Genomic DNA, 19,666 nt, shown 5'->3' on the forward strand with positions numbered 1-19,666 from the left:
GAATTGGGGAATCTTATGATTTATGATAAAATAACTTTGGTGATATAAATGATTATTTCTAATATAAGTTTTGAAAAGAAAAAATTTCACGTTAGCTTTGATAATGGCGAGGAGATAAAAATTTCTGAAGATACTCTCGTTAACTTTGGACTTTATAAGGGACAAGAAGTTGAAGAAGTCTTCGTTGAAAATTTGAAGTTTGAAGATGAGAAGTCTGAAGCCCTACTCTTGTCATACAAATTTTTACAAAGGAACAAGACTAGGCAGCAGTTAGTGGATTATTTATATAAAAATAAAATTCAAAGAGACATAATTGATCTTATCTTACCTATCCTAGAAGAAAAAAATTATTTAAATGATGAGGACTACGCAAGGAGATATCTTAGTGATGCATTAAATATAAAGAAATACGGCAAGATTAAGTCAAGGTACATGCTTATGGCAAAGGGTATTGATAAAAGTATTATAGAAAAAGTTATGGAAAGCTATGACTACGAGCTTGAATATATGAATGCCCTTGAACTAATAGAAAAACGAATATCAAAAGATGAGACTGATCCTAAAAAAATTAATTCTGCAAAGAATTATCTTCAAGGACGTGGTTTTGAGTTTGAAATAATTAATTTCACTCTTGATGACTACTTAAGTGGTGAGTAGATGACCGCTTACGTTTATATTTTAAAATGTTCCGATGGAAGTTTATATACTGGCTACACAGTCGACCTTGATAAAAGATTAAAAACTCATAAGACCGGCAAGGCATCTAAATACACTGCAATAAGGCTGCCTGTAGAGATGGTCTTTAGCGAAGAGTGTTTAGATAAGTCTGACGCCCTAAAGAAAGAACACTTTATAAAAACTTTATCGAGGAATAACAAATTAAAAATAATCAATAAGAAAAAATCACTACAAGACTTATATGATGCATATCTTATAAATAAACCCAAAAAATAAAGACCTAAGTTTAAATCGAATTAAACCTAGGCCTTTTCTTTATTTTATCTTATACATTTCTGTTAAGAAGTTTGTCTCTTTTTCAATCATTTCAATTTCACATAACTTATCCAAATTGTTTTTAAATTCATCATAGGACAAATTATCTCCAGATTTTTTGTTGTAATTCATAAGAGCTCCATTTAAATTGGAAGTGTCAATTGGAAGCAAGTCTTTTATGTCTAAGAAGAACTTTTCATAAACTTCATTGTCGTGAGCTGTCAATTCGTCAAAGGGATTTTCAGTATGAGGTGAAACTGTATTAGCAGCCCTAATCCTCACAAAGGAAGTCCTTCCCTTCTTTGCTGAAGAAATGAAAACATCTCCTGAACTCAAATAAGGAAGTCTCTTTGTCTCATCTGATGACAGGTCAGTCTCTTCTCTAATAGTATCAATATCTGATGCTCTTACTGTTCTGAAAATTAGTTTTGTATTTAGCTGAGCAGTTATTGTTTCATCAAGGAGTGTTGGCCTTTGTGTTGCAAGTATCAAAAACACGCCATACTTCCTTCCCTCTTGTGAAATTTCACGCAGGATAGACTTTGAGGGAGTATCAAAACCCTTAGGAGCAAAGTTGTGAGCCTCATCAGTAATAATTATAAAAGGTGGGAAATAATCTACCTTAACATTATTTCTATAAAGTTCGTCTCTATATTCCTTTCTCAAATAATATAATTTTGACAAAAGATAAGTAGAAAAAACATTTATCATCCTTGTTGACCCTTGAAGTACAACTAACTTTCTTCTCTTTAATAGGTCCAAGAGCTCGTCAATATTATGCGAAAATATTCCTTCGCCTTGGAGGGTCATAAGCCTCCACAAGACTCCACGCACACTCATTGAGTTGCAAGTCTTGTCATATCTTTCATAAATATCTAAAACTTCTTCAAGTCTATCTCTTCTTGTTTGGTCCTCTTCGATTGCTATCTCTGATAAAATTTTATCTCTTGAACCTATTTCTTGTCCTTCTAATAATAAGTCCAACTTATTTTTAAAGGATTCAAAGCTTGCGCCCTTTGAAAGCATAACATCAATTACGTTGTTCATGGAATCAGTTAAAGGAGATGCTGCATTTAAAAGATTTTTTAAGTCTCTTTTTTGTAGCTCTTGAAATTTTATTCCTGTTTGAATTCCAATTTCTAAACACTTAAATTTATCAGTGTAGTCCTTATTAGAAATTTCAGAATTATTTGTAAAGTCCATTTCATAATGAGGGTCCATTACAATTGCAGGCACACCCATTTCCATAAGTTCTTCTAAAAGAACTCTAATGCCAAAGGACTTACCACTACCTGAGCCACCAAATACACCTATGTGAGGGTACTGGTGCATAGACTTATAATCAAATAAATAAGGAAGTTCCCTTTGCTTTATAAATTCTTTATTTTGAAAAGTTGAAAATAAATCCCTATAAACATCATCCATTCCTTGGGCTATGTTATCAGTGTTTTTTATAGAACCTAAAATAAGTGATTCTTTTGGAAGGGTGTCAATTAATAAATTTTTTATTTCATCAAAGACTGGAGCTCTTAAGTCACTACCTGTTAGAGGTGGATATAAAAGTTCTTCAAAGAATCTTAGCTTGGCTACATAAACTGTTTCATCTCCAACATCATATCCCATTGAACCAAGGGATGATAAGACGTCGCTGTCAACAAAGTCTCCACCAATATCAAGAGGAATGAAACGGTTAAAAGTTTGCGAGTCCACAACTTCTCCAATGATATCACCTTGAACTGGGTCTTCAACTATTAAAAATTCATTGTTCCTAAAGTTTTTGTCCTTAGAACCAATATATACTTCTCTTGTTGTTGTTACTCCAAGTACCTTCATATTTCCTCCTATAGGCTTCTCTTATCTCTTTCAGAAATAAAAAATCTTTCATAGACATCTCTATCTAGGTATTCTTCTAAAAGAGTTGTCAATATTTCATCGGTTATCTTTACATCCCTATCAACTATATCAAGCCAAAGGGGAACTCCCCTTGATGACATTGGTGTTAGGGTGTAGATGAGGCTAGATATTTCTTCCAAATATCTTTCTTGTGTGTCTAAGATATCAAGACCTACTGCACCAGGGAACTTTGATGTCCTCATAAAGGCTGATGAAAATCCTTCCCCCAAACCATCCTTGATAAACTTTTTATTAATTTCATTACGAATTAAAACTGCTTCACCAGTCTTAAGTCGATTAAATAAAATTTCTCGGTCATAAATACTTTCGTCGATTTCAAGACTTCTTGCAATTACATTTGTCTTTAAGTCTTTTATTACACCAAAGAGTATTATATTTTTTGCTTCACAAGTTTCTCTTAACTCCGTAAACAAATTAAGACAGTTGATCTTATATCTTATAAAGCCACCATCCATCATTAAGTAATCAAAATCATATTTGTCTATATATTCAAGTGCAGTTTCAATTTCAATTGTTGCAAGATATTTTTGCGAAAGATTTTTATCCTCATAAATATCATTTAGCGTGGGTGTGTAGACCTTATTTTTATAAATTTCATTACCATCAGTTGACTTTGCAAGTCCTTGGAAAATTTCTATGAAGTGAGGAAAGGCGCCACCAGACCTGTTGTTAGATCCATCTACTCCAACAGTCCTCTTATATTTAGAAAGTTTTTCTTTAGGAAACTTTTCCATTTTAATAAGTCTTCCAACGTTTTCTGTAATCTCTTTTCTAAAAGCATCATTGTCTAGGCTAAATATAAAATTATACTTATCTTTCAGACTCTTATTTACTTCTCTAAGCTGACCTTCAAGATCTTGTAAATTAATCATAGGTCTAAACTCTCCTTGTAAACATCATTTTTAGGAAGATTGTATTTTTTTGAAACTTCTTTTACTGCTTGAGACTTTTTCTTTCCAGACTTTAATTCTTCTTCAAGAAGACTTTTAATATCGTAAACTTTTTCTTCATTATTTCCTTCAAGAACTATAACAAACTCTCCCTTTTCTACAATATCCCTTTCTAGAATTTTTGATGTTGTAGTCCTAATAGTTTCTTCAAAGACCTTTGTAATTTCTCTCGAGATAGAAATTTTTCTTTCGCCAAAAATTTCATATACATCTTGTAAAAAGTCTCTTATCCTGTGAGGTGCTTCATAAAAAATCAAAGTGAAATTTAAATCTTTAAGGCCTTCAAATTCTTTTTTTCTGCTACTAGATTTACTTCCAGTAAAGCCATAAAAAGTGAAATGATCTGTATCAAGTCCTGATAAAACTAAAGCTGTTAAAGCTGCGTTAGCTCCTGGCAAAACCCTAAAGTCAATATTTTCTTCAATAAGTTTTTTAACTAAGACTGAACCAGGATCACTTATACCAGGCATACCTGCATCAGTTACCAGGGCAATATTTTTGTTGTCTAAATGTTGAATAATTTTTTCAGACATTTCTGCCTCATTAAACTTATGATATGTCCTAAGTTCCTTATTAATATCATAGTGATTTAAAAGTTTTAAAGTAACTCTCTTATCTTCTGCATATATTATATCAACTGACTTTAAAATTTCCATTGTCCTAAGACTTATATCACCTAAGTTTCCTATGGGAGTTGGACAAAAATAAATCACAAAACCACCTCATTTCTATAAACTCTCTTCATCTCGTCTGTATAGACCTCCCCTTGTCTTATGTAAAAATCTCTAAAATCATTGTCAAAATTTCCCTGCTTTCTAGCAATGACAATAGAGTTCTTTGGGTTCTTATGAATGTTACCATGGATGTTTATTATGTGTTTTACTCTCAAGCCAGCTAGATTAATCTTATAAACAAGTTCAGCCAACCTATAAGTTGGATAAATAATATAAAGATTTCCAGAGTTCTTTAAGAGATAATTAATTATGTAAAGGCTCTTTTCGATATCAAAAAAGTGCTTTGCCGGAATTGTTTCAAATTTTATATTTTCATAATCATAGTAGGGTGGATTAAAAACTATAGAATCAAAATAATTTGTTTCATAAACTTCTTTTAAATCGAAAATATCTTTTTCTAATATTTTTATCTTATCTTCTAGTTTATTTTCTTTTACAGATTCCCTAAAGTTTTCTAAAACTATTTTGTTAATGTCTACAGAATGAATTTCAAGGAACCTATCAGCTAGTCTTAGAGAAAGTATTCCATTACCACAGCCTAGATCAAGAGCCCTTTTCCCCTTTTTAACAAAGGAAGAGAGTATTAAAGAGTCTGTGGTGTATTTAAATTCATCTTCATCTTGAAAAATTATAAAATTTGTACCTGGTACTTGGTCCTTTTTCATATCTCACCTTGTAAAACCCCAAGGGCATCCTTGTATTTTTTATCAGCAGAATTTTGTAGAGTCTTATCTATTCCTCCACTTAATTTTCCACCAGGCCTTATATCTTGAAGTTTAACCACATCATAATTAAGCCTTCCCTTTGTCCTATACCTATTGACATAAGTTGGTTGGACTTCATATGATTTTAAAGTAGTAAGACCACTTATATTGTCCTTTTCGATCTCAAGTTTAACAAGGACGCCTGTGTCAACTCCAGATTTTTTTAAATTTTCAACTCTTTGGCTGGAAAGAGCATTTCCCATAGAATAAATAGTGAAGAGTTTTTTATTATTAATCTCTTCTACTTCATATCTTTGCAAAACATGAGGATGAGATCCTAGAATAATATCTGCCCCATACTCATGTAGCTTATTTTTTAAGTAAATTTGTCTTTCGTTTGGATGGACTTGGTATTCATTTCCCCAGTGAGGATAAACTATTACAATGTCACACTTGTCCTTAAGTTTTTTTATATCTCCAGCGACATCTTGTGAAAAAGTGTTGACGGAATACTCCTTATTTCTCATTAGCGAGTCCATACCATTTAAGGTATCTGTAAAGGAGATTAATCCAATTTTTATTCCATTCTTTTCAACAAGAATCCCCTTTTCCCCATCTTCTGTTAGGGTACCAAAGGACTTCATACCACTATTTTTAATGTGACTTAGAGTTTCAGCTACTCCTTCAAGACCTGTGTCAAGAGCATGGTTATTAGCAGTAGATAAAATATCAAATCCAGCATTTTTTAAAGAATAAATAGACTCCTTGGGAAAGTTAAACATAGGAAAACCAGATAATTTTCTGTTTGAATTTACGGATCCTTCGAAGTTTGCAATAGCAAGATCTGCTCCCTTAATATCTTCTGATATATTTGCAAAAATAGGTGTGAAATCATAAGTATTACCAGTCCTATAATTTTTAACAATGGGCTGATGAAAAATCATGTCACCCATGGCAAGAATTTTAACTTGAGTCTTGTCTTCTTTTAAGCTAGCCTTATCTTTATTTTTTTCTATCTTTTCATTACTTACATTATTTATATTCTCAAATTTAAAATCAGTTTTATATGCAACAAATAAGCTCAAACTTAAAAAGAAAACAAGAGAAATTATAAAGATGTTTTTAAAATTTTTCAATCTTTACTCCTTGAAAATTCACAACCACAATAATCTTGCCTATACATATTAAACTTTTCTGTTAACTCTACAGATCTTTTAAACCCATTTTTTTTCTTAAAGTCTGAAAATAAATATTTAACATTGTATTCCTTGGATAAAAAATCTCCCAATTTATTTAAAATTTGTGAGTCCTTGTGAGGAGAAATAGAAAGTGTCGTTGTAAAATAGTCGTACTTATTTTCAGTAGCAAATTCTGCCGCCCTCTCCATTCTCTGCCTGTAACACTTAAAACATCTAGGACCACCTTCACGATATTTTTCAAAACCCTTGATGTAATCAAGAAACTCATGGTGATTATACTTAATTACTTGTACTTGAATTTCATCGTCTAGTCCTAAGTTCTTCACAAGTTCCACCTGCTCCTCAGCTCTTCTGTAAAATTCTTCTTCCCTATCAATGTTTGGGTTGTAATAAAATACATCAATGTCGAAGTATTCATTAATCCTTTCCAAGATTGCAGAAGAACATGGACCACAACAAGAGTGCAAAAGTAGCCTTGGCTTATGGTTTTTGTCTATAGTTTTTATTACTTTTTCCATTTCCAAATTGTAATTAATCTTATTCAAAATACCACCTATAAAATTAGACTAGTCGCCTAGTCTAAAAAATCATTTATTTTCTTGTCTACTTTTTGCTATAAATCTTATGGCAAGTCCAAAGACAATAAGTCCAAGACTCACAAGTTGGGAAACCCTAAAGGCACCAACATAGAGAGAATCAGTTCTCATTCCCTCAATAAAGAATCTTGCAAGACCATAGCATATTAAATAAAAAGATATTAATTGTCCTTCAAACTTTTGCTTTTTTGAAAGATAAAAATATAAAAATAAAAATATCAAAAAATTTACAGAGGATTCATAAAAAAATGTTGGATGAACCCTTTGTCCATCAACTAAAATTGCCCAAGGCACATTAGTAACTCCACCGTGAGCTTCTCCATTAATATAGTTCCCCCACCTGCCAATTGATTGGGCAAGGGCAAGACCAGGTGCAATACAATCTGTCAAAGTCCAAAAATTTACTTTTTTCACTCTTGTGAATATATAAATTGTTAGACCGCCAGCAATAATGCCTCCGTAAACTGCTAGTCCACCATTTCGGATTGCAAAGATTTCATTTAAATGTTGGCTATAGTAGTCCCATTCAAATATTACATAATAAAGCCTTGCTCCCAAGACTCCAATTATAACTGCAAATAGTGAAACATCATTTGCAATATCCTTGTAAAGTCCGTTTTTGTAAGATTTCTTCTTTGCCATGGACTCTGTTATAAGGATAGCCAAGAAAACTCCAAGAGCAATTAGAATTCCGTACCATTTAACTTCTAGTCCAAAAATTGTAAAGGCAACGGGATTTATATTCATAGTGACTTGCTTTCTTTGTAAATATTAACTCCAGCAGATACACCAAGTCTATCGGCTCCCTTTTCAATCATTTCTAGGGATTTTTTGTAGTCTCTTATGCCTCCGCTAGCCTTAACCTTTACTCTTTCTGATACAGATTTTCTCATCAAGGCAACATCATCAGGGTCTGCTCCTGAAGTTGAAAAACCAGTAGAAGTTTTAACAAAATCTGCTCCAGCTTCATCTGAAAGCTCACAAGCCTTAACAATTTCTTCTTTTGTTAGAAGACAATTTTCAAGTATAACCTTTAAAAGGGCCCCATTATTATGACAAACTTTTGCAATTTCTTGGATTTCTTCTTTAACTAAGTCGTATTTTTTTGACTTAAGAAGTCCAATATTTATTACCATGTCAATTTCATTGGCTCCATTTTTTATAGCATTTTCTGTTTCAAAAACTTTTACATCTTTTGTGTTAGCACCTAGTGGAAACCCAATAACTGTACAAACTTTTACATCAGTGTCCTTTAAACTTTCAGCACATTTTTTAACCCACACTGGGTTTACACAAACTGAGAAAAAATTATATTCTTTTGCTTCTTCTATTATTTTTTCAATTTGTTCTTCTGTAGATTCTGGTTTTAATAAAGTATGGTCAATAATTCTATTAATTTCCATTAGTCTCTCTCCCATGATGTGAACACATCTGTTACATCATCGTTGTCCTCTAAGGCATCAATTAACTTTTCCATATTCTTAATATCATCTTCATCATCTAAAGCAGTTTCAGTTTGAGGGATGTAAGTTATATCAGATTCAATAAAGGAATGACCTTCATCTTCCAAAGCCTTTCTTACATTGTGATAGTCTTCTGGCTCAGTAATAATTTCAAAGGCTTCTCCCCTGTCGACTACATCTTCTGCTCCAGCATCAATTGCAATTAAAGTAAACTCATCTTCGTCAAAGTCCTCTTTCAACACACCAAGTATTCCCTTTTTATCAAACATAAAAGATACACAACCTGGTTGACCAAGATTACCTGCATATTTATCAAATAAATGTCTTATTTCAGGTGCAGTTCTATTTCTATTATCTGTTAGGCAGTGGACCATAACAGCAACCCCACCTGGGCCATATCCTTCGTAAACAATTTCTTCGAAGTTATCGTCGTTGTCGCCACCGCCGGCTTTAGCAATAGCTCTTTCTATGTTGTCATTAGGCATATTTTCTGCCTTAGCCTTATCTATAGCAACCTTAAGTGATGGATTGTAATCTGGATCAAGTCCACCTTCCTTAGCTGCTACAGTTATTTGTCTTGCAAGTTTTGTAAAAATTTTACCTCTTCTTGCATCTTCCTTACCTTTTTTATTTTTAATATTATTCCATTTAGAATGTCCTGACATCTAATCACCTTTCTATATAAATCGATTTTTAAGCATATAGATTATTATATTACATCACTTTAGTAATCGTCAATATTATGGGCATAAGATGATGCGGCTTAGTAGTTTATTTTAAATCAAAAATAAAAGACACAATTACAGCTTGATCATAATTTTCTATTTTCATCACGCCCTTGTGCAAGTTACAAATTTGTTTTGATACGAACAAACCCATTCCATGTCTTTGAACATCGGATAGGTTTTCTTCGTTAAGTCTTTTTATAACACTATAATCAATTGGTCTTCCTTCATTTTTAATAGATATAAGTAAGCTGTCATATAAAATCTCATAATTTATATAAATTTTTCCCTCTCCATATTTAATACTGTTGTTTAAAATATTTTCTAGCATCCTATAAAATAAATGATTATCCATTTTTATTTTTATTTCTTTATTTATTTTATTTTCAAAAATAATTTCTTTATTAGGATTTTCATTTAAACTATTTACAATTAACTTTCTTATGACAGAGATTGGATCCTTACACTCAAAGTGTTTATCACTAAGGTTCTCAAGACTATTTGTCAAATTTAAGTCCTCGATTATTCTACTTATTTTTATAACTTGATTTTCAATTCTTTTGACTTCATCAAAATTTTCCTTGTTTTTAATTCCTTCCATCTCCCAAGAGATTTTTGTGAGAGGAGTCCTTATGTCGTGACTTATTCCTCTGAGCCAACTTGCTTGACTCTTTTTAAGGTTAATAAATTTCTCATTTGCTTCATTAATTGTTTTAGAAATTTCTTTTAACTCTCCCTCTTCTTCAAGCCCCTTAAAATCTTCATCAAAAACATTATTGATAGCTTCTTGAAGTGGGTTCAACTTCTTAAAAATGCTTTTGACTTCATAAACATAAAATACATAAACGAGTATAGAGAACAAAAGAATGCTAACAAGCAAAATAAAAATATTTATCTTTGCTAAATCGTAGGAATAATAATTAAAGGGAAACTTGTCTAAAGAATTTTTTGGATAAGCAAGGACTAATACTCCATCATCTACTACAAAAGTAAAGACAGGATAATCATTTAAGTAATATCTTGTAAACCTAACAACATCACTTATTTCAAATTTATTTTTAACTTCATGAGGCTTTTTAAAGCTCTCAACAACTTGTCCATTTTTATCAATTCTTATTGCCCAAATATTTTTATCTTCTAAGTATTTCTTATTTTCCTCTGTAAAATAAATTTCTTCAGCCTTATTTTCCTCTTTATTATTTTCTACAAATTCAAATACCTTGCTTGGCTCTGTATATTTTTTTGAAAATTTAAAACTTGTATAAAAATTTCCAATTAAACTCAAAATCATTAAGACCAATAAAATTAATATAAATAGAACAAATTTCTTTAGTTTTTTAAAAAAATAATTTAACATTCTTTATTATCTCCAAGTAACTTGTAGCCCAATCCCTTAACTGTAATAAGAGTTTTTGGATTTGCAGGATCTTTTTCAAGCTTATCCCTTAGTCTATAGATGTGGGTTATTAAAGTATTTTCGTAACCAAAGCTATCTTCCCAACATTTTTCTAATATTTGGTCTATTGAAACAATTTTATTTAAATTAGTAGCAAGATAATCTAAAATTTTAAATTGTTTTGCCGTCAATTGTATCTCCTCTTCATTCTTTATTAGCATTGCCCTCTCTCTATCAAAAATAATTCCACCTGATAAAACTATTTTTTCATTTTTATTCTGATAGGTTCTCCTAAGGACTGCCTCTATTCTCCACAAGAGGTCTTCAGGCAAAAAAGGTTTTACAATATAGTCGTCCACTTCTAAATCGAAGCCTTCTTTTTTGTCATCAATACCGCTTAGGGCTGACAATATAATTACAGGTAGGCTTGACTTCTTCCTAAGGTCCTTCAATAAGTCAAAGCCACTTCCATCTGTTAGCATTATATCTAATATCATTAAATCAACTTTATTGTTATTAAGTTTAAATCTTGCTTCTGCAATATTTTTTGCTGTGAATATCTTTTGATATCCCTTGTTCTTTAAAAACTTATACATACTATCAATCAAATAGGACTCATCATCAACTAATAAAATACTTGCATCTCTAAAAATATTCATTTCATTCTCCTTTAAATCAATTTTATCACATAAAAATTTGAATTCATAAAATGTGATGCAAAAGTAATCTACTTAAAATCTCTAAGTTATTTTAATTTTTTATAATCATTTTGAATTTGAGAAAGGAGAACATCATGACAAATATTTTAAAAATTGAAAATCTTACGAAATCCTATGACAAAAACACAGTATTAAAGAATGTTAACTTAGAAATCCAAGAAGGAAGTATCTTTGGACTTATTGGGCCTAATGGTGCTGGCAAGTCCACACTTATGAAGTCTATTCTTGGTTTAGTTAAAAAAGATTCTGGAAAAATAAGCTTGTATGGAAAAGAGGTAAATGAAAAAAATCAAAAGGAAACAAATAAAAATTTGGGTTCTTTAATTGAAGCCCCGTCCTTTTATGACCACCTCACTGCCTATGATAACCTAGATCTTATCTGTGACATGAAAAATATAAATAAAGACAAGATTGATAAAACACTTAGAGATGTTGGACTAATAAAAAGTAAAGATAAGAAGGTCAGAGAGTTTTCACTGGGAATGAAACAAAGGCTAGGTATTGCCATAGCCCTTATTGGAAATCCAAAATTTTTAATCTTAGATGAGCCTATCAATGGACTTGACCCTTATGGTATTGAAGAGATGAGAGACCTGTTTAAAAGTATTGTAAAAAATTCTAATACTAGTATTTTAATTTCTTCGCATATTTTGGATGAAATTGAAAAAATATCGACTCACATTGGAATACTTAAAAATGGGTCCTTAACTTACACTGGTTCTTTAAGAGACTATAGGGACCTCCATCCACCAGTGATTGTTTTAAAGACATCTGATAATCTTAAGGCCTCAAAGTTACTAGAACTTCCTCAGTCAAATATTGTTGACGACTATTTAGTTCTTGGAAATAAAAGTAAAGAAGAAGTTGCAAGAATAATAAAAATTCTTGTCAATGACCTTGATATCTATAGGGTCGAAAAAAGAAAAGAAAGTCTTGAAAAGTTATTTATTCAAGAAACAAGTGTAAGGTGATTGAATGAAAAATTTAGAAAAGAAAAAGAATAAGGGACTGAAATTAAATTTAACAATTTTAATTTTGTTTGCCATACATTTATTTTCAATCCTTATAGCCTTCAAGACAAAAGACTTTCAAGTTAATAAATATCCCCTTGCAAGAATATTGGATTCTTATTTAGTAATCTCTTTGTTTTTTAATCCCATCGCCCTATCATCCCTTGTTAAGAAAGTAATAGAGATTGAAGAGAAGAATAATATGTGGCAAATGCAAATGAGCCTTGGTTTAAAAGTTCAGAAAATTTTATTGGATAAAATTAAAAACTTGTCCATAAAAGTTTTCTTACTACAAATTGTTGAGTGGTTAATAATAATATTTTTAGCAAGTAAAAATATAAACTTTGACTTAGATATGGAGATAATAAAAAGAATAATAATTTACTTTTTAACAACTTTATCAATTAACATTTCTATGCTATTGATCTTCACAATAATTGAAATTAAAAGTAAAAAGATTTACTTCTCCCTCTTCTTTTCAATTGTGGGAGCAATGTCTGGAATAATTACCATGCTAACATCAAAAGTTTTATCGCAAATAAATCCCTTTGGACTCCTTGCTACTATCTTAAATATAAATTATGTAAAAGATGGACAAGTATACACACAGACTATGAATAATATAAATTATATCACATTGCTTGTAAGCTTAATTTATATCATCCTCAGTCTAATTTACATCACAAGACTTAATAAATTTACACTCTCTAAGGACATATAGGAGGCATAAATGTTAAAAATAGAATTTAAAAAATTAAAATTGTTTTCACTCTTAACTACAGTATTAATAATCCCCTTGCTTGCAAATATTTTTGGGACTATAAACTATTTACTAAATCAAGAAGTCTTAAAAAACAAATGGGAAAGTCTTTGGACTCAAACATCACTCTTCTACTTTATGTTTTTTATTATCCCCCTTATATCCATAATAGTTTCAAGTCTTTGGTCTGTTGAACACAAGGCTGGCTTAAAATTAATAAGAACAAGTCCTATTAAAAATATAAATTTCATTAGGGCAAAGTCTTTTATTGCCTTTATCATAATAGCCTTCACTCAAATTTATTTTTTATTACTATTTGTATTAAGTGGCAAATTTATATGTGGTTTTAATATTGAAAGGTTAGGATTATACATCTACTACATTGGAATAAGTATCCTATCCTCCCTTCCAATAATTGCCATAATGAATTACCTTAGTTTAAAAATAAAATCTCTAGGCTTAATAGTTCTTGCGTCAGTCTTGATTTCAATTTTTGGCTTTGCACTTGTGGCACAAAATATATTGCCAATATTTCAAAATATTATTGCTTCCAGCAAGCTCGCTATTACAACAAATCATTTTGACTTAATTAATAAAGTTGATGGAATAAAAATGCTTCTATTTTCATTAATTGAAATCTTAATATTTACAAAACTGTCTAATAAATTATTAAAATATGAATAAGAAAAAGGGTAGGTCCAATTTTAGACCTACCCTTTTATATCCTATGAAGTTATTAATCTTATTAAGTTAATAAAAAATTTTTATTTTACTTTAGAATTGCACCCTTGTCTGAACTTGTTACGCATCTTCTATACCTATCAAGCCATCCTGAAACCTTATTTATTTCTAATGGTTTAAAGTTATCCATTCTTTTATTTAACTCCTCTTCAGAAATTTTTAAATTTATTGAATACTTAGGTATATCTATTTCAATAATATCTCCTTCTTCAATAATTCCTATTTCGCCACCGAGGGCAGCTTCAGGAGATACATGACCTATTGATGCTCCTCTTGAAGCTCCAGAAAACCTGCCGTCAGTTATAAGTGCTACTTCCTTGTCAAGCTTCATACCTGCAAGAGCTGATGTTGGGTTAAGCATCTCCCTCATACCAGGACCACCCTTTGGTCCTTCATAACGAATAACAACTACATCACCCTTATTTATTTTTCTTCCATAAATAGCCTTAATCGCATCATCTTCTGAATTGAAAACTCTTGCTGGTCCAGAGTGTCTTAACATACTTTCGTCTACAGCAGATCTTTTTACAACGCAACCTCTTCTTGCAATGTTACCAAATAAAATTGCTAAGCCACCAACCTTTGAATAAGGATTTTCTAAAGGTCTAATGACATCATGACTTTTAATCTCGACACTTTTTAAATTTTCAGAAAGTTTTTCTCCACTTACTGTTATAACATCTGTATCGAGAAAATTTCCCTTTAGAAGTTCCTTTTGCACTGCCCCTATTCCACCACTTAAATATAAGTCTTCCATGTGATGAGGTCCTGCTGGAGCAAGATGACACAAGTTTGGAACTTTTTCGCTTATTTCGTTAAACAAGTTAAGGTCTACATCAAGTCCAGCTTCAGATGCAATTGCTAAGAGGTGGAGAACGGTGTTAGTAGAACAACCTAGGGCCATGTCACAAACTATTGCATTCCTAACTGACCTATCAGTTATTATGTCCTTTATTCTGATGTCCTTCTTAAGTAGTTCCATAATTTCAAATCCAGACTCTTTTGCAATTCTATATCTTTCAGAATAGACTGCTGGGGTTGTGCCATTACCTGGCAAGGCTAAACCTATCGCTTCTGAAAGGCAGTTCATTGAGTTGGCAGTATACATCCCTGCACAAGATCCACAAGTTGGACAAACTGATTTTTCAATTTCATATAGGTCATCATCACTTATCAAGTTAGCCTTGTTGGCACCAACAGCTTCAAAGGCATAAGAAAGAGAAATTTCTTTTTTATTATTTTTTCCAGCAAGCATTGGTCCACCGCTAACAAGTATAGTTGGAAGATTTAATCTAAGAGCACCCATAATCATACCAGGAACTATCTTGTCACAATTGGGAACTAGAACAAGGGCATCAAGTCCATGGGCAATTGCCATAGTCTCTACACTATCTGCGATTAAGTCTCGACTTGGAAGAGAATACTTCATTCCAAGATGACCCATGGCTATACCATCGCATACTCCAATTGACGGAATAGTAATTGGTGTTCCCCCATTCATTAATACTCCTGTCTTTACAGCATCTGCAACCTTATCAAGATACATATGTCCTGGTACAATCTCACTATAAGCAGAAATTATTCCAACAAGAGGTCTCTCAAGTTGCTTTTTTGTATATCCAAGGGCGTAGAAGAGAGACCTATTTGGTGCTCTCTCTGGTCCTTTTAATACTTTTTCACTAGTTAACTTCATACTTGACCTACTTTTTTAACCAAGTCATCATTGATCTAAGTTCTCCACCAACTTTTTCAAGTTGATGTTCTGCTTCCCTTCTCCTTGTTGTTAAGAATTGGATTTTTCTTCCACCACTAAATTCTTGCATAAACTCACTTGCAAAGGCACCGGATTGAATGTCATCTAATACTTTTTTCATATTATCACGAGTTTCTTTTCCTATGATTTTTTTACCAGCATGATAATCTCCATACTCAGCCGTGTTAGAAATTGAATTTCTCATATTTGCAAATCCACCTTCAACTATCATATCAACAATTAACTTCATTTCATGGATACATTCAAAGTATGCCATTTCAGGTTCGTAACCTGCCTCAACAAGAGTTTCAAATCCTGCCTTCATAAGTTCAGTTATGCCGCCACAAAGAACAGCTTGTTCACCAAATAAATCTGTCTCAGTTTCTTCCTTAAAAGAAGTTTCCAAAATTCCAGCTCTTCCTGCTCCAAGGGCAGATGCATAAGCAAGAGCTACATCCTTGGCCTTGCCACTTGCATCTTGATAGACTGCAACAAGTGAAGGAACGCCATATCCTTGTTCGTATTGACTTCTAACAGTATGACCTGGTCCCTTTGGTGCAACCATAGACACATCAATTCCTTCAGCAGGCTTAACAAGATTGTAATGAACGTTAAATCCATGAGCATACATAAGTGTATCTCCAGCTTTTAAGTTTGGTGCAACTTCATTATTATATATATCTGCAGAAACTTCATCAGGAACTAACATCATAACAATATCTGCTCTCTTTGCAGCTTCAGCAACTTCCATTACCTCAAGACCAAATTCTTCAGCCATCTTTCTTGACTTAGAAGATTTTCTAAGTCCAACGATTACATTAACTCCACTTTCTTTTAAGTTCATTGCATGAGCATGACCTTGAGATCCAAAACCCATTATAGCTACTGTCTTTCCACTTAATAAAGATAAGTCACAATCTTTGTCATAATATTTTTTTATCATTTTCTTTCCTCCTAAAATTTTTTAATTCCTGTTATACCAGTTCTTATTACATCAACTACTTTATACTTAGAAATAATTTTTAAAAAATCATCTAAGTTTTTCTTATCCCCAGTCAATTCTAAAAATAAATTTTCTGAAGAATAATCAACAATTTTTGCACCATACAAATTAGTCAGTGCATTTAGCTCCAAATAATCTCCACTAGAAATTTCAAGTCTAATTAATAGCATCTCACGAGATATGAAGTTTTCATTATTCATAATTTCCAAATTAATTACATCTTCTAGTTTTTCAATTTGATTTACAACTTGCCTAACTGAATCAGGTTCTTCTGATATTGTGGCAATGATCCTTGTCTTGTTATCATCTTTATTGACAACAGCAGCATTAATACTTTCAATGTTGAAATCTCTCCTTGCGAGAATAGATGAAATTCTCGTAAGAATACCTGCATTATTGTAAACTAGAATATTTATTGTGCTTAAACTTTTCATCTCTTCACTCCATTATCACATCCTCAACAGAACCACCTGCTGGTATCATTGGCAATACTAATTCATCCTTATCTATTTCAACTTCAATCACAACAGGTTTATTCGCCCTTATTGCCTTATCAAAAGAAATTTTAAATTCATTAAAACTCTTACAAGAATAGGCATCTGCACCCATAGCTTTTGAGAGATTAACGTAGTCAAGACCACTTACCATATTTGTTCCTGAAAATCTATCATTATACAAGATATGCTGCCACTGTCTTACCATTCCAAGAGCACTGTTATTCATCACAACTGTTATGATGTTTACATGATTATTAACAGCTGTTATGACCTCGTTAAAGTTCATATTAAAGGAACCATCTCCTGTAATATGCACCACAGGTCTATTAGGATTTCCAACTTTAGCTCCTATGGCTGCACCATACCCAAATCCCATAGTCCCAAGTCCACCACTTGTCAAAAAAGATCTCGGATGTGTTCTTCCACAGTACTGGGCAGTCCACATTTGATGTTGACCAACGTCAGTAACAAAAATCAAATCTTCCCCCAGTGTCTTTGAAATATATTTTATTACTTGATGAGGTTTAATCTCGTCTTCAGAAGATTTTGGAACGTAGTCGTTTTTTCTTAATTCATTAATTCTACTTATCCAATCTCTTCTCTCCTTTGAATGAATATGAGGTAAGAGCCTAGTTAATATTTCCTTTACATCTCCAATTAAGCTAAAATTTGTAAAAATATTTTTATCAATTTCAGACTTATCTATGTCGATGTGAATTATATATGCGTTTTTTGCGAATTTTTCTGTATTAAGTGCAACCCTATCAGAAAATCTAACTCCACAAGCTATTAATAGATCGCACTCATCAATAGCCTGGTTAGTACTGTATCTCCCATGCATTCCAAGCATTCCAAGATTTAATTCATCTTCATATCCAAGAACGCCAATTCCCATTATTGTGTTGCAAGCTGGAATGTTAGATTCTTGAATTAATTTTCTGAGTTCTTTAAAACTTCCCGAGGCTGTTACACCACCTCCACAGTAAATAATTGGTTTCTTTGAATTGTTAATATAATTAGCAACTTTTAATATGTCCACTTCTTTTATATCAAAGTTATTTTTTTCACTTAATTTTTCTTTTGGTTCATAATAAGTAAAATCTGCCATTACATCTGATGGAATATCAATAAGTACAGGTCCCTTCCTTCCAGAGTTTGCAATTTTAAAAGCCTTTCTAATTGTTTCTTGAAGTTGAGATACATCTCTTACAATAAAATTGTGTTTTGTAATTGGCATTGTAATACCAACTATGTCTATTTCTTGAAAGGAATCCTTTCCAATTAATTTCCTGCTTGCATTTCCTGTGATGCAAACAAGAGGAATTGAATCCATAAAGGCAGTGGCTACTCCCGTCACGATATTTGTAGCTCCAGGTCCTGATGTTGCAATAACAACTCCAACCTTGCCAGTGGATCTTGCAAAACCATCAGCAGCATGAGCAGCCCCTTGTTCATGGCTTGTCCTAATTAATTTTATTTTGTCCCTGTAGTCATAGAGAGAATCAAAAACTTGTATTACAGAGCCACCAGGATAACCAAAGAGGGTATCCACGCCTTCATCTATTAAAGTTTTTAAAATAATCTCCGAGCCTTTAACTTTCATTTTCCTTCACCCCTTAACACATGTATTATTGGTCTTTCATCCCTTGGGAATTCTATATTCAAATTCAAACCGTAAAGTTCTGAAAGATTTTTATCTGTTAACACTTCTTCCCTTTTCCCCTTTTTAAATATTCTTCCATCCTTAATTAGGACAACGTGAGTAATGGTTGGTAATATTTCTGATATGTCATGACTTATATAAATTAAATTAGTCTTTATATCCTCAATAAAATTTAAAATTTTTTCTTTTTGGAACAAGTCTAGACTTGCACAGGGTTCATCTAAAACTAATATCTCAGGTCTTGCGATTAAACTTCTTAAAATCAATACCTTTTGCTTTTCTCCAGCAGATAAAACTTTGTACTCCTTATCTTTCATATAATAAAAATCAAAATCTCGCAAAAAGTTCTCTACTAGATTTTTTTCATCCTCACTTTCTTTCTCATAAATCCCAATTTTATTTTTTAATCCTGATAAAACAATCTCGTAGACCGATTCCTTATAAAGAACATCCTTAAACTTGTCCATAGTAGAAGATACAAGTCTTATCTTTTCTTTTACACAGTTCCAATTATCAAAGCCAAAGCTTTTACCAAATACTTCAATGTCTCCGGCACTGGCAATTGTGTAAGCCTTTAACAAAGAAAACAAGGTAGACTTTCCTGACCCATTGGGCCCTAAGACCAACCAATTTTCATTTTTATTTATTTTTAAATTAATATCTTTCAAGATGTAGTCACCATCTCTTATAAAATTTATATTTTTAAACTCTATCATGGTTCCTCCAATAATTTTAGGTATAAAAAAAGTCCTCTGTCAGTTATGACAAAGGACGAAAGTTCCGCGGTACCACCTTTATTCTTATAAAAAAATAAGCGCTCAAGCATCAATCAATGCTGGGTAATGA

Annotated in this window: 21 protein-coding genes and 1 other annotated feature (1 of these 22 only partly in view); of the genes, 5 read left to right on the forward strand and 16 right to left on the reverse strand. The window is 32.0% G+C overall.

The window, feature by feature from the left end:
• The first annotated feature begins 48 nt into the window (after positions 1 to 48).
• The gene (locus HMPREF1864_RS02465) at positions 49 to 657 is read left to right on the forward strand and encodes a regulatory protein RecX (RefSeq protein WP_062571258.1); all 609 of its coding nucleotides are present in this window, start codon (positions 49 to 51) and stop codon (positions 655 to 657) included.
• Entirely contained in the window at positions 658 to 954 is a 297-nt protein-coding gene (locus tag HMPREF1864_RS02470; protein ID WP_062571259.1) for a GIY-YIG nuclease family protein, read from the forward strand.
• 39 nt (positions 955 to 993) lie between these two features.
• Here HMPREF1864_RS02470 and HMPREF1864_RS02475 read toward each other — a convergent pair whose 3' ends face one another.
• The 11 genes from HMPREF1864_RS02475 to HMPREF1864_RS02525 all read right to left on the reverse strand — a co-directional run bounded on the left by HMPREF1864_RS02475 (position 994) and on the right by HMPREF1864_RS02525 (position 11,333).
• Positions 994 to 2,826, reverse strand: coding sequence for an ATP-binding protein (locus HMPREF1864_RS02475; protein ID WP_062571260.1), 1,833 nt, complete (start codon positions 2,824 to 2,826; stop codon positions 994 to 996).
• Positions 2,827 to 2,834: 8 nt separating this feature from the next.
• Positions 2,835 to 3,779 carry a DNA double-strand break repair nuclease NurA gene (locus HMPREF1864_RS02480; protein ID WP_062571261.1) on the reverse strand — a complete coding sequence of 315 codons (945 nt, stop codon included), beginning with the start codon at positions 3,777 to 3,779 and terminating at the stop codon, positions 2,835 to 2,837.
• Positions 3,776 to 4,570, reverse strand: a complete 795-nt coding sequence (rsmI, locus tag HMPREF1864_RS02485) for a 16S rRNA (cytidine(1402)-2'-O)-methyltransferase (protein ID WP_062571262.1) — start codon at positions 4,568 to 4,570, stop codon at positions 3,776 to 3,778. The genes HMPREF1864_RS02480 and rsmI overlap by 4 nt, the downstream gene beginning before the upstream one ends.
• Complete coding sequence (locus tag HMPREF1864_RS02490; protein WP_062571263.1) at positions 4,567 to 5,256, reverse strand: tRNA1(Val) (adenine(37)-N6)-methyltransferase; 690 nt, start codon at positions 5,254 to 5,256, stop codon at positions 4,567 to 4,569. The genes rsmI and HMPREF1864_RS02490 overlap by 4 nt, the downstream gene beginning before the upstream one ends.
• Complete coding sequence (locus tag HMPREF1864_RS02495) at positions 5,253 to 6,431, reverse strand: CapA family protein (protein ID WP_062571264.1); 1,179 nt, start codon at positions 6,429 to 6,431, stop codon at positions 5,253 to 5,255. The genes HMPREF1864_RS02490 and HMPREF1864_RS02495 overlap by 4 nt, the downstream gene beginning before the upstream one ends.
• A complete protein-coding gene (locus HMPREF1864_RS02500) occupies positions 6,428 to 7,039 on the reverse strand; it encodes an epoxyqueuosine reductase QueH (RefSeq protein WP_062571265.1) in 612 nt (203 codons plus the stop codon). Before HMPREF1864_RS02500 ends, HMPREF1864_RS02495 begins: the two co-directional genes overlap by 4 nt.
• Positions 7,040 to 7,081: 42 nt before the next feature.
• Positions 7,082 to 7,837: a prolipoprotein diacylglyceryl transferase gene (gene lgt / locus HMPREF1864_RS02505; protein ID WP_062571266.1), complete on the reverse strand. Its 756-nt coding sequence runs from the start codon at positions 7,835 to 7,837 to the stop codon at positions 7,082 to 7,084.
• The gene (gene deoC / locus HMPREF1864_RS02510; protein ID WP_062571267.1) at positions 7,834 to 8,493 is read right to left on the reverse strand and encodes a deoxyribose-phosphate aldolase; all 660 of its coding nucleotides are present in this window, start codon (positions 8,491 to 8,493) and stop codon (positions 7,834 to 7,836) included. Before deoC ends, lgt begins: the two co-directional genes overlap by 4 nt.
• Positions 8,493 to 9,218, reverse strand: a complete 726-nt coding sequence (locus tag HMPREF1864_RS02515; protein WP_062571268.1) for a YebC/PmpR family DNA-binding transcriptional regulator — start codon at positions 9,216 to 9,218, stop codon at positions 8,493 to 8,495. The genes deoC and HMPREF1864_RS02515 overlap by 1 nt, the downstream gene beginning before the upstream one ends.
• A 106-nt stretch (positions 9,219 to 9,324) precedes the next feature.
• The gene (locus tag HMPREF1864_RS02520; RefSeq protein ID WP_062571269.1) at positions 9,325 to 10,635 is read right to left on the reverse strand and encodes a sensor histidine kinase; all 1,311 of its coding nucleotides are present in this window, start codon (positions 10,633 to 10,635) and stop codon (positions 9,325 to 9,327) included.
• Positions 10,629 to 11,333, reverse strand: coding sequence for a response regulator transcription factor (locus HMPREF1864_RS02525; RefSeq protein ID WP_062571270.1), 705 nt, complete (start codon positions 11,331 to 11,333; stop codon positions 10,629 to 10,631). Before HMPREF1864_RS02525 ends, HMPREF1864_RS02520 begins: the two co-directional genes overlap by 7 nt.
• A gap of 134 nt (positions 11,334 to 11,467) precedes the next feature.
• On the opposite strand from HMPREF1864_RS02525, the gene HMPREF1864_RS02530 reads away from it, so the two are divergent.
• From HMPREF1864_RS02530 to HMPREF1864_RS02540, 3 genes are read left to right on the forward strand one after another with little or no spacing between them, the layout of a single operon-like run.
• The gene (locus HMPREF1864_RS02530) at positions 11,468 to 12,364 is read left to right on the forward strand and encodes an ABC transporter ATP-binding protein (RefSeq protein ID WP_062571271.1); all 897 of its coding nucleotides are present in this window, start codon (positions 11,468 to 11,470) and stop codon (positions 12,362 to 12,364) included.
• A 4-nt stretch (positions 12,365 to 12,368) separates the two neighbouring features.
• Positions 12,369 to 13,124 (forward strand): ABC-2 family transporter permease, encoded by a 756-nt coding sequence (locus tag HMPREF1864_RS02535; RefSeq protein WP_062571272.1) that lies wholly within the window; start codon positions 12,369 to 12,371, stop codon positions 13,122 to 13,124.
• Positions 13,125 to 13,133: 9 nt separating this feature from the next.
• Positions 13,134 to 13,847: an ABC transporter permease gene (locus tag HMPREF1864_RS02540; RefSeq protein ID WP_062571273.1), complete on the forward strand. Its 714-nt coding sequence runs from the start codon at positions 13,134 to 13,136 to the stop codon at positions 13,845 to 13,847.
• Between the two features lie 85 nt (positions 13,848 to 13,932).
• On the opposite strand, the gene ilvD is transcribed toward HMPREF1864_RS02540, so the two are convergent.
• The 5 genes from ilvD to HMPREF1864_RS02565 are packed head-to-tail and all read right to left on the reverse strand — an operon-like array spanning position 13,933 to position 19,536.
• Positions 13,933 to 15,597, reverse strand: coding sequence for a dihydroxy-acid dehydratase (gene ilvD / locus HMPREF1864_RS02545; protein ID WP_062571274.1), 1,665 nt, complete (start codon positions 15,595 to 15,597; stop codon positions 13,933 to 13,935).
• Between the two features lie 7 nt (positions 15,598 to 15,604).
• Positions 15,605 to 16,600 carry a ketol-acid reductoisomerase gene (ilvC, locus tag HMPREF1864_RS02550; protein WP_062571275.1) on the reverse strand — a complete coding sequence of 332 codons (996 nt, stop codon included), beginning with the start codon at positions 16,598 to 16,600 and terminating at the stop codon, positions 15,605 to 15,607.
• An 11-nt stretch (positions 16,601 to 16,611) separates the two neighbouring features.
• On the reverse strand, positions 16,612 to 17,094 hold the full coding sequence (gene ilvN / locus HMPREF1864_RS02555; RefSeq protein ID WP_062571276.1) for an acetolactate synthase small subunit: 483 nt from the start codon (positions 17,092 to 17,094) through the stop codon (positions 16,612 to 16,614).
• Positions 17,095 to 17,098: 4 nt separating this feature from the next.
• On the reverse strand, positions 17,099 to 18,760 hold the full coding sequence (ilvB, locus tag HMPREF1864_RS02560) for a biosynthetic-type acetolactate synthase large subunit (protein WP_062571277.1): 1,662 nt from the start codon (positions 18,758 to 18,760) through the stop codon (positions 17,099 to 17,101).
• Positions 18,757 to 19,536 carry an ABC transporter ATP-binding protein gene (locus HMPREF1864_RS02565; protein ID WP_062571278.1) on the reverse strand — a complete coding sequence of 260 codons (780 nt, stop codon included), beginning with the start codon at positions 19,534 to 19,536 and terminating at the stop codon, positions 18,757 to 18,759. Before HMPREF1864_RS02565 ends, ilvB begins: the two co-directional genes overlap by 4 nt.
• 48 nt (positions 19,537 to 19,584) lie before the next feature.
• Positions 19,585 to 19,666: a binding site (T-box leader), on the reverse strand; it runs 147 nt beyond the window's last position.

This window comes from Peptoniphilus sp. DNF00840 (assembly GCF_001553125.1).
In the GTDB taxonomy this organism is placed as follows: domain Bacteria; phylum Bacillota; class Clostridia; order Tissierellales; family Peptoniphilaceae; genus Peptoniphilus_A; species Peptoniphilus_A vaginalis.

Excerpts from the sequence above, each read along its gene's own strand:
- HMPREF1864_RS02520 (WP_062571269.1), bottom strand. The coding sequence starts at position 10,635 with ATGTTAAATTATTTTTTTAAAAAACTAAAGAAATTTGTTCTATTTATA.
- HMPREF1864_RS02475 (WP_062571260.1), bottom strand. The coding sequence starts at position 2,826 with ATGAAGGTACTTGGAGTAACAACAACAAGAGAAGTATATATTGGTTCT.
- HMPREF1864_RS02490 (WP_062571263.1), bottom strand. The coding sequence starts at position 5,256 with ATGAAAAAGGACCAAGTACCAGGTACAAATTTTATAATTTTTCAAGAT.
- HMPREF1864_RS02530 (WP_062571271.1), top strand. The coding sequence starts at position 11,468 with ATGACAAATATTTTAAAAATTGAAAATCTTACGAAATCCTATGACAAA.
- deoC (WP_062571267.1), bottom strand. The coding sequence starts at position 8,493 with ATGGAAATTAATAGAATTATTGACCATACTTTATTAAAACCAGAATCT.
- HMPREF1864_RS02535 (WP_062571272.1), top strand. The coding sequence starts at position 12,369 with ATGAAAAATTTAGAAAAGAAAAAGAATAAGGGACTGAAATTAAATTTA.
- ilvB (WP_062571277.1), bottom strand. The coding sequence starts at position 18,760 with ATGAAAGTTAAAGGCTCGGAGATTATTTTAAAAACTTTAATAGATGAA.
- HMPREF1864_RS02525 (WP_062571270.1), bottom strand. The coding sequence starts at position 11,333 with ATGAATATTTTTAGAGATGCAAGTATTTTATTAGTTGATGATGAGTCC.
- ilvD (WP_062571274.1), bottom strand. The coding sequence starts at position 15,597 with ATGAAGTTAACTAGTGAAAAAGTATTAAAAGGACCAGAGAGAGCACCA.
- HMPREF1864_RS02540 (WP_062571273.1), top strand. The coding sequence starts at position 13,134 with ATGTTAAAAATAGAATTTAAAAAATTAAAATTGTTTTCACTCTTAACT.
- HMPREF1864_RS02465 (WP_062571258.1), top strand. The coding sequence starts at position 49 with ATGATTATTTCTAATATAAGTTTTGAAAAGAAAAAATTTCACGTTAGC.
- HMPREF1864_RS02470 (WP_062571259.1), top strand. The coding sequence starts at position 658 with ATGACCGCTTACGTTTATATTTTAAAATGTTCCGATGGAAGTTTATAT.
- ilvN (WP_062571276.1), bottom strand. The coding sequence starts at position 17,094 with ATGAAAAGTTTAAGCACAATAAATATTCTAGTTTACAATAATGCAGGT.
- HMPREF1864_RS02480 (WP_062571261.1), bottom strand. The coding sequence starts at position 3,779 with ATGATTAATTTACAAGATCTTGAAGGTCAGCTTAGAGAAGTAAATAAG.
- lgt (WP_062571266.1), bottom strand. The coding sequence starts at position 7,837 with ATGAATATAAATCCCGTTGCCTTTACAATTTTTGGACTAGAAGTTAAA.
- HMPREF1864_RS02515 (WP_062571268.1), bottom strand. The coding sequence starts at position 9,218 with ATGTCAGGACATTCTAAATGGAATAATATTAAAAATAAAAAAGGTAAG.
- HMPREF1864_RS02565 (WP_062571278.1), bottom strand. The coding sequence starts at position 19,536 with ATGATAGAGTTTAAAAATATAAATTTTATAAGAGATGGTGACTACATC.
- ilvC (WP_062571275.1), bottom strand. The coding sequence starts at position 16,600 with ATGATAAAAAAATATTATGACAAAGATTGTGACTTATCTTTATTAAGT.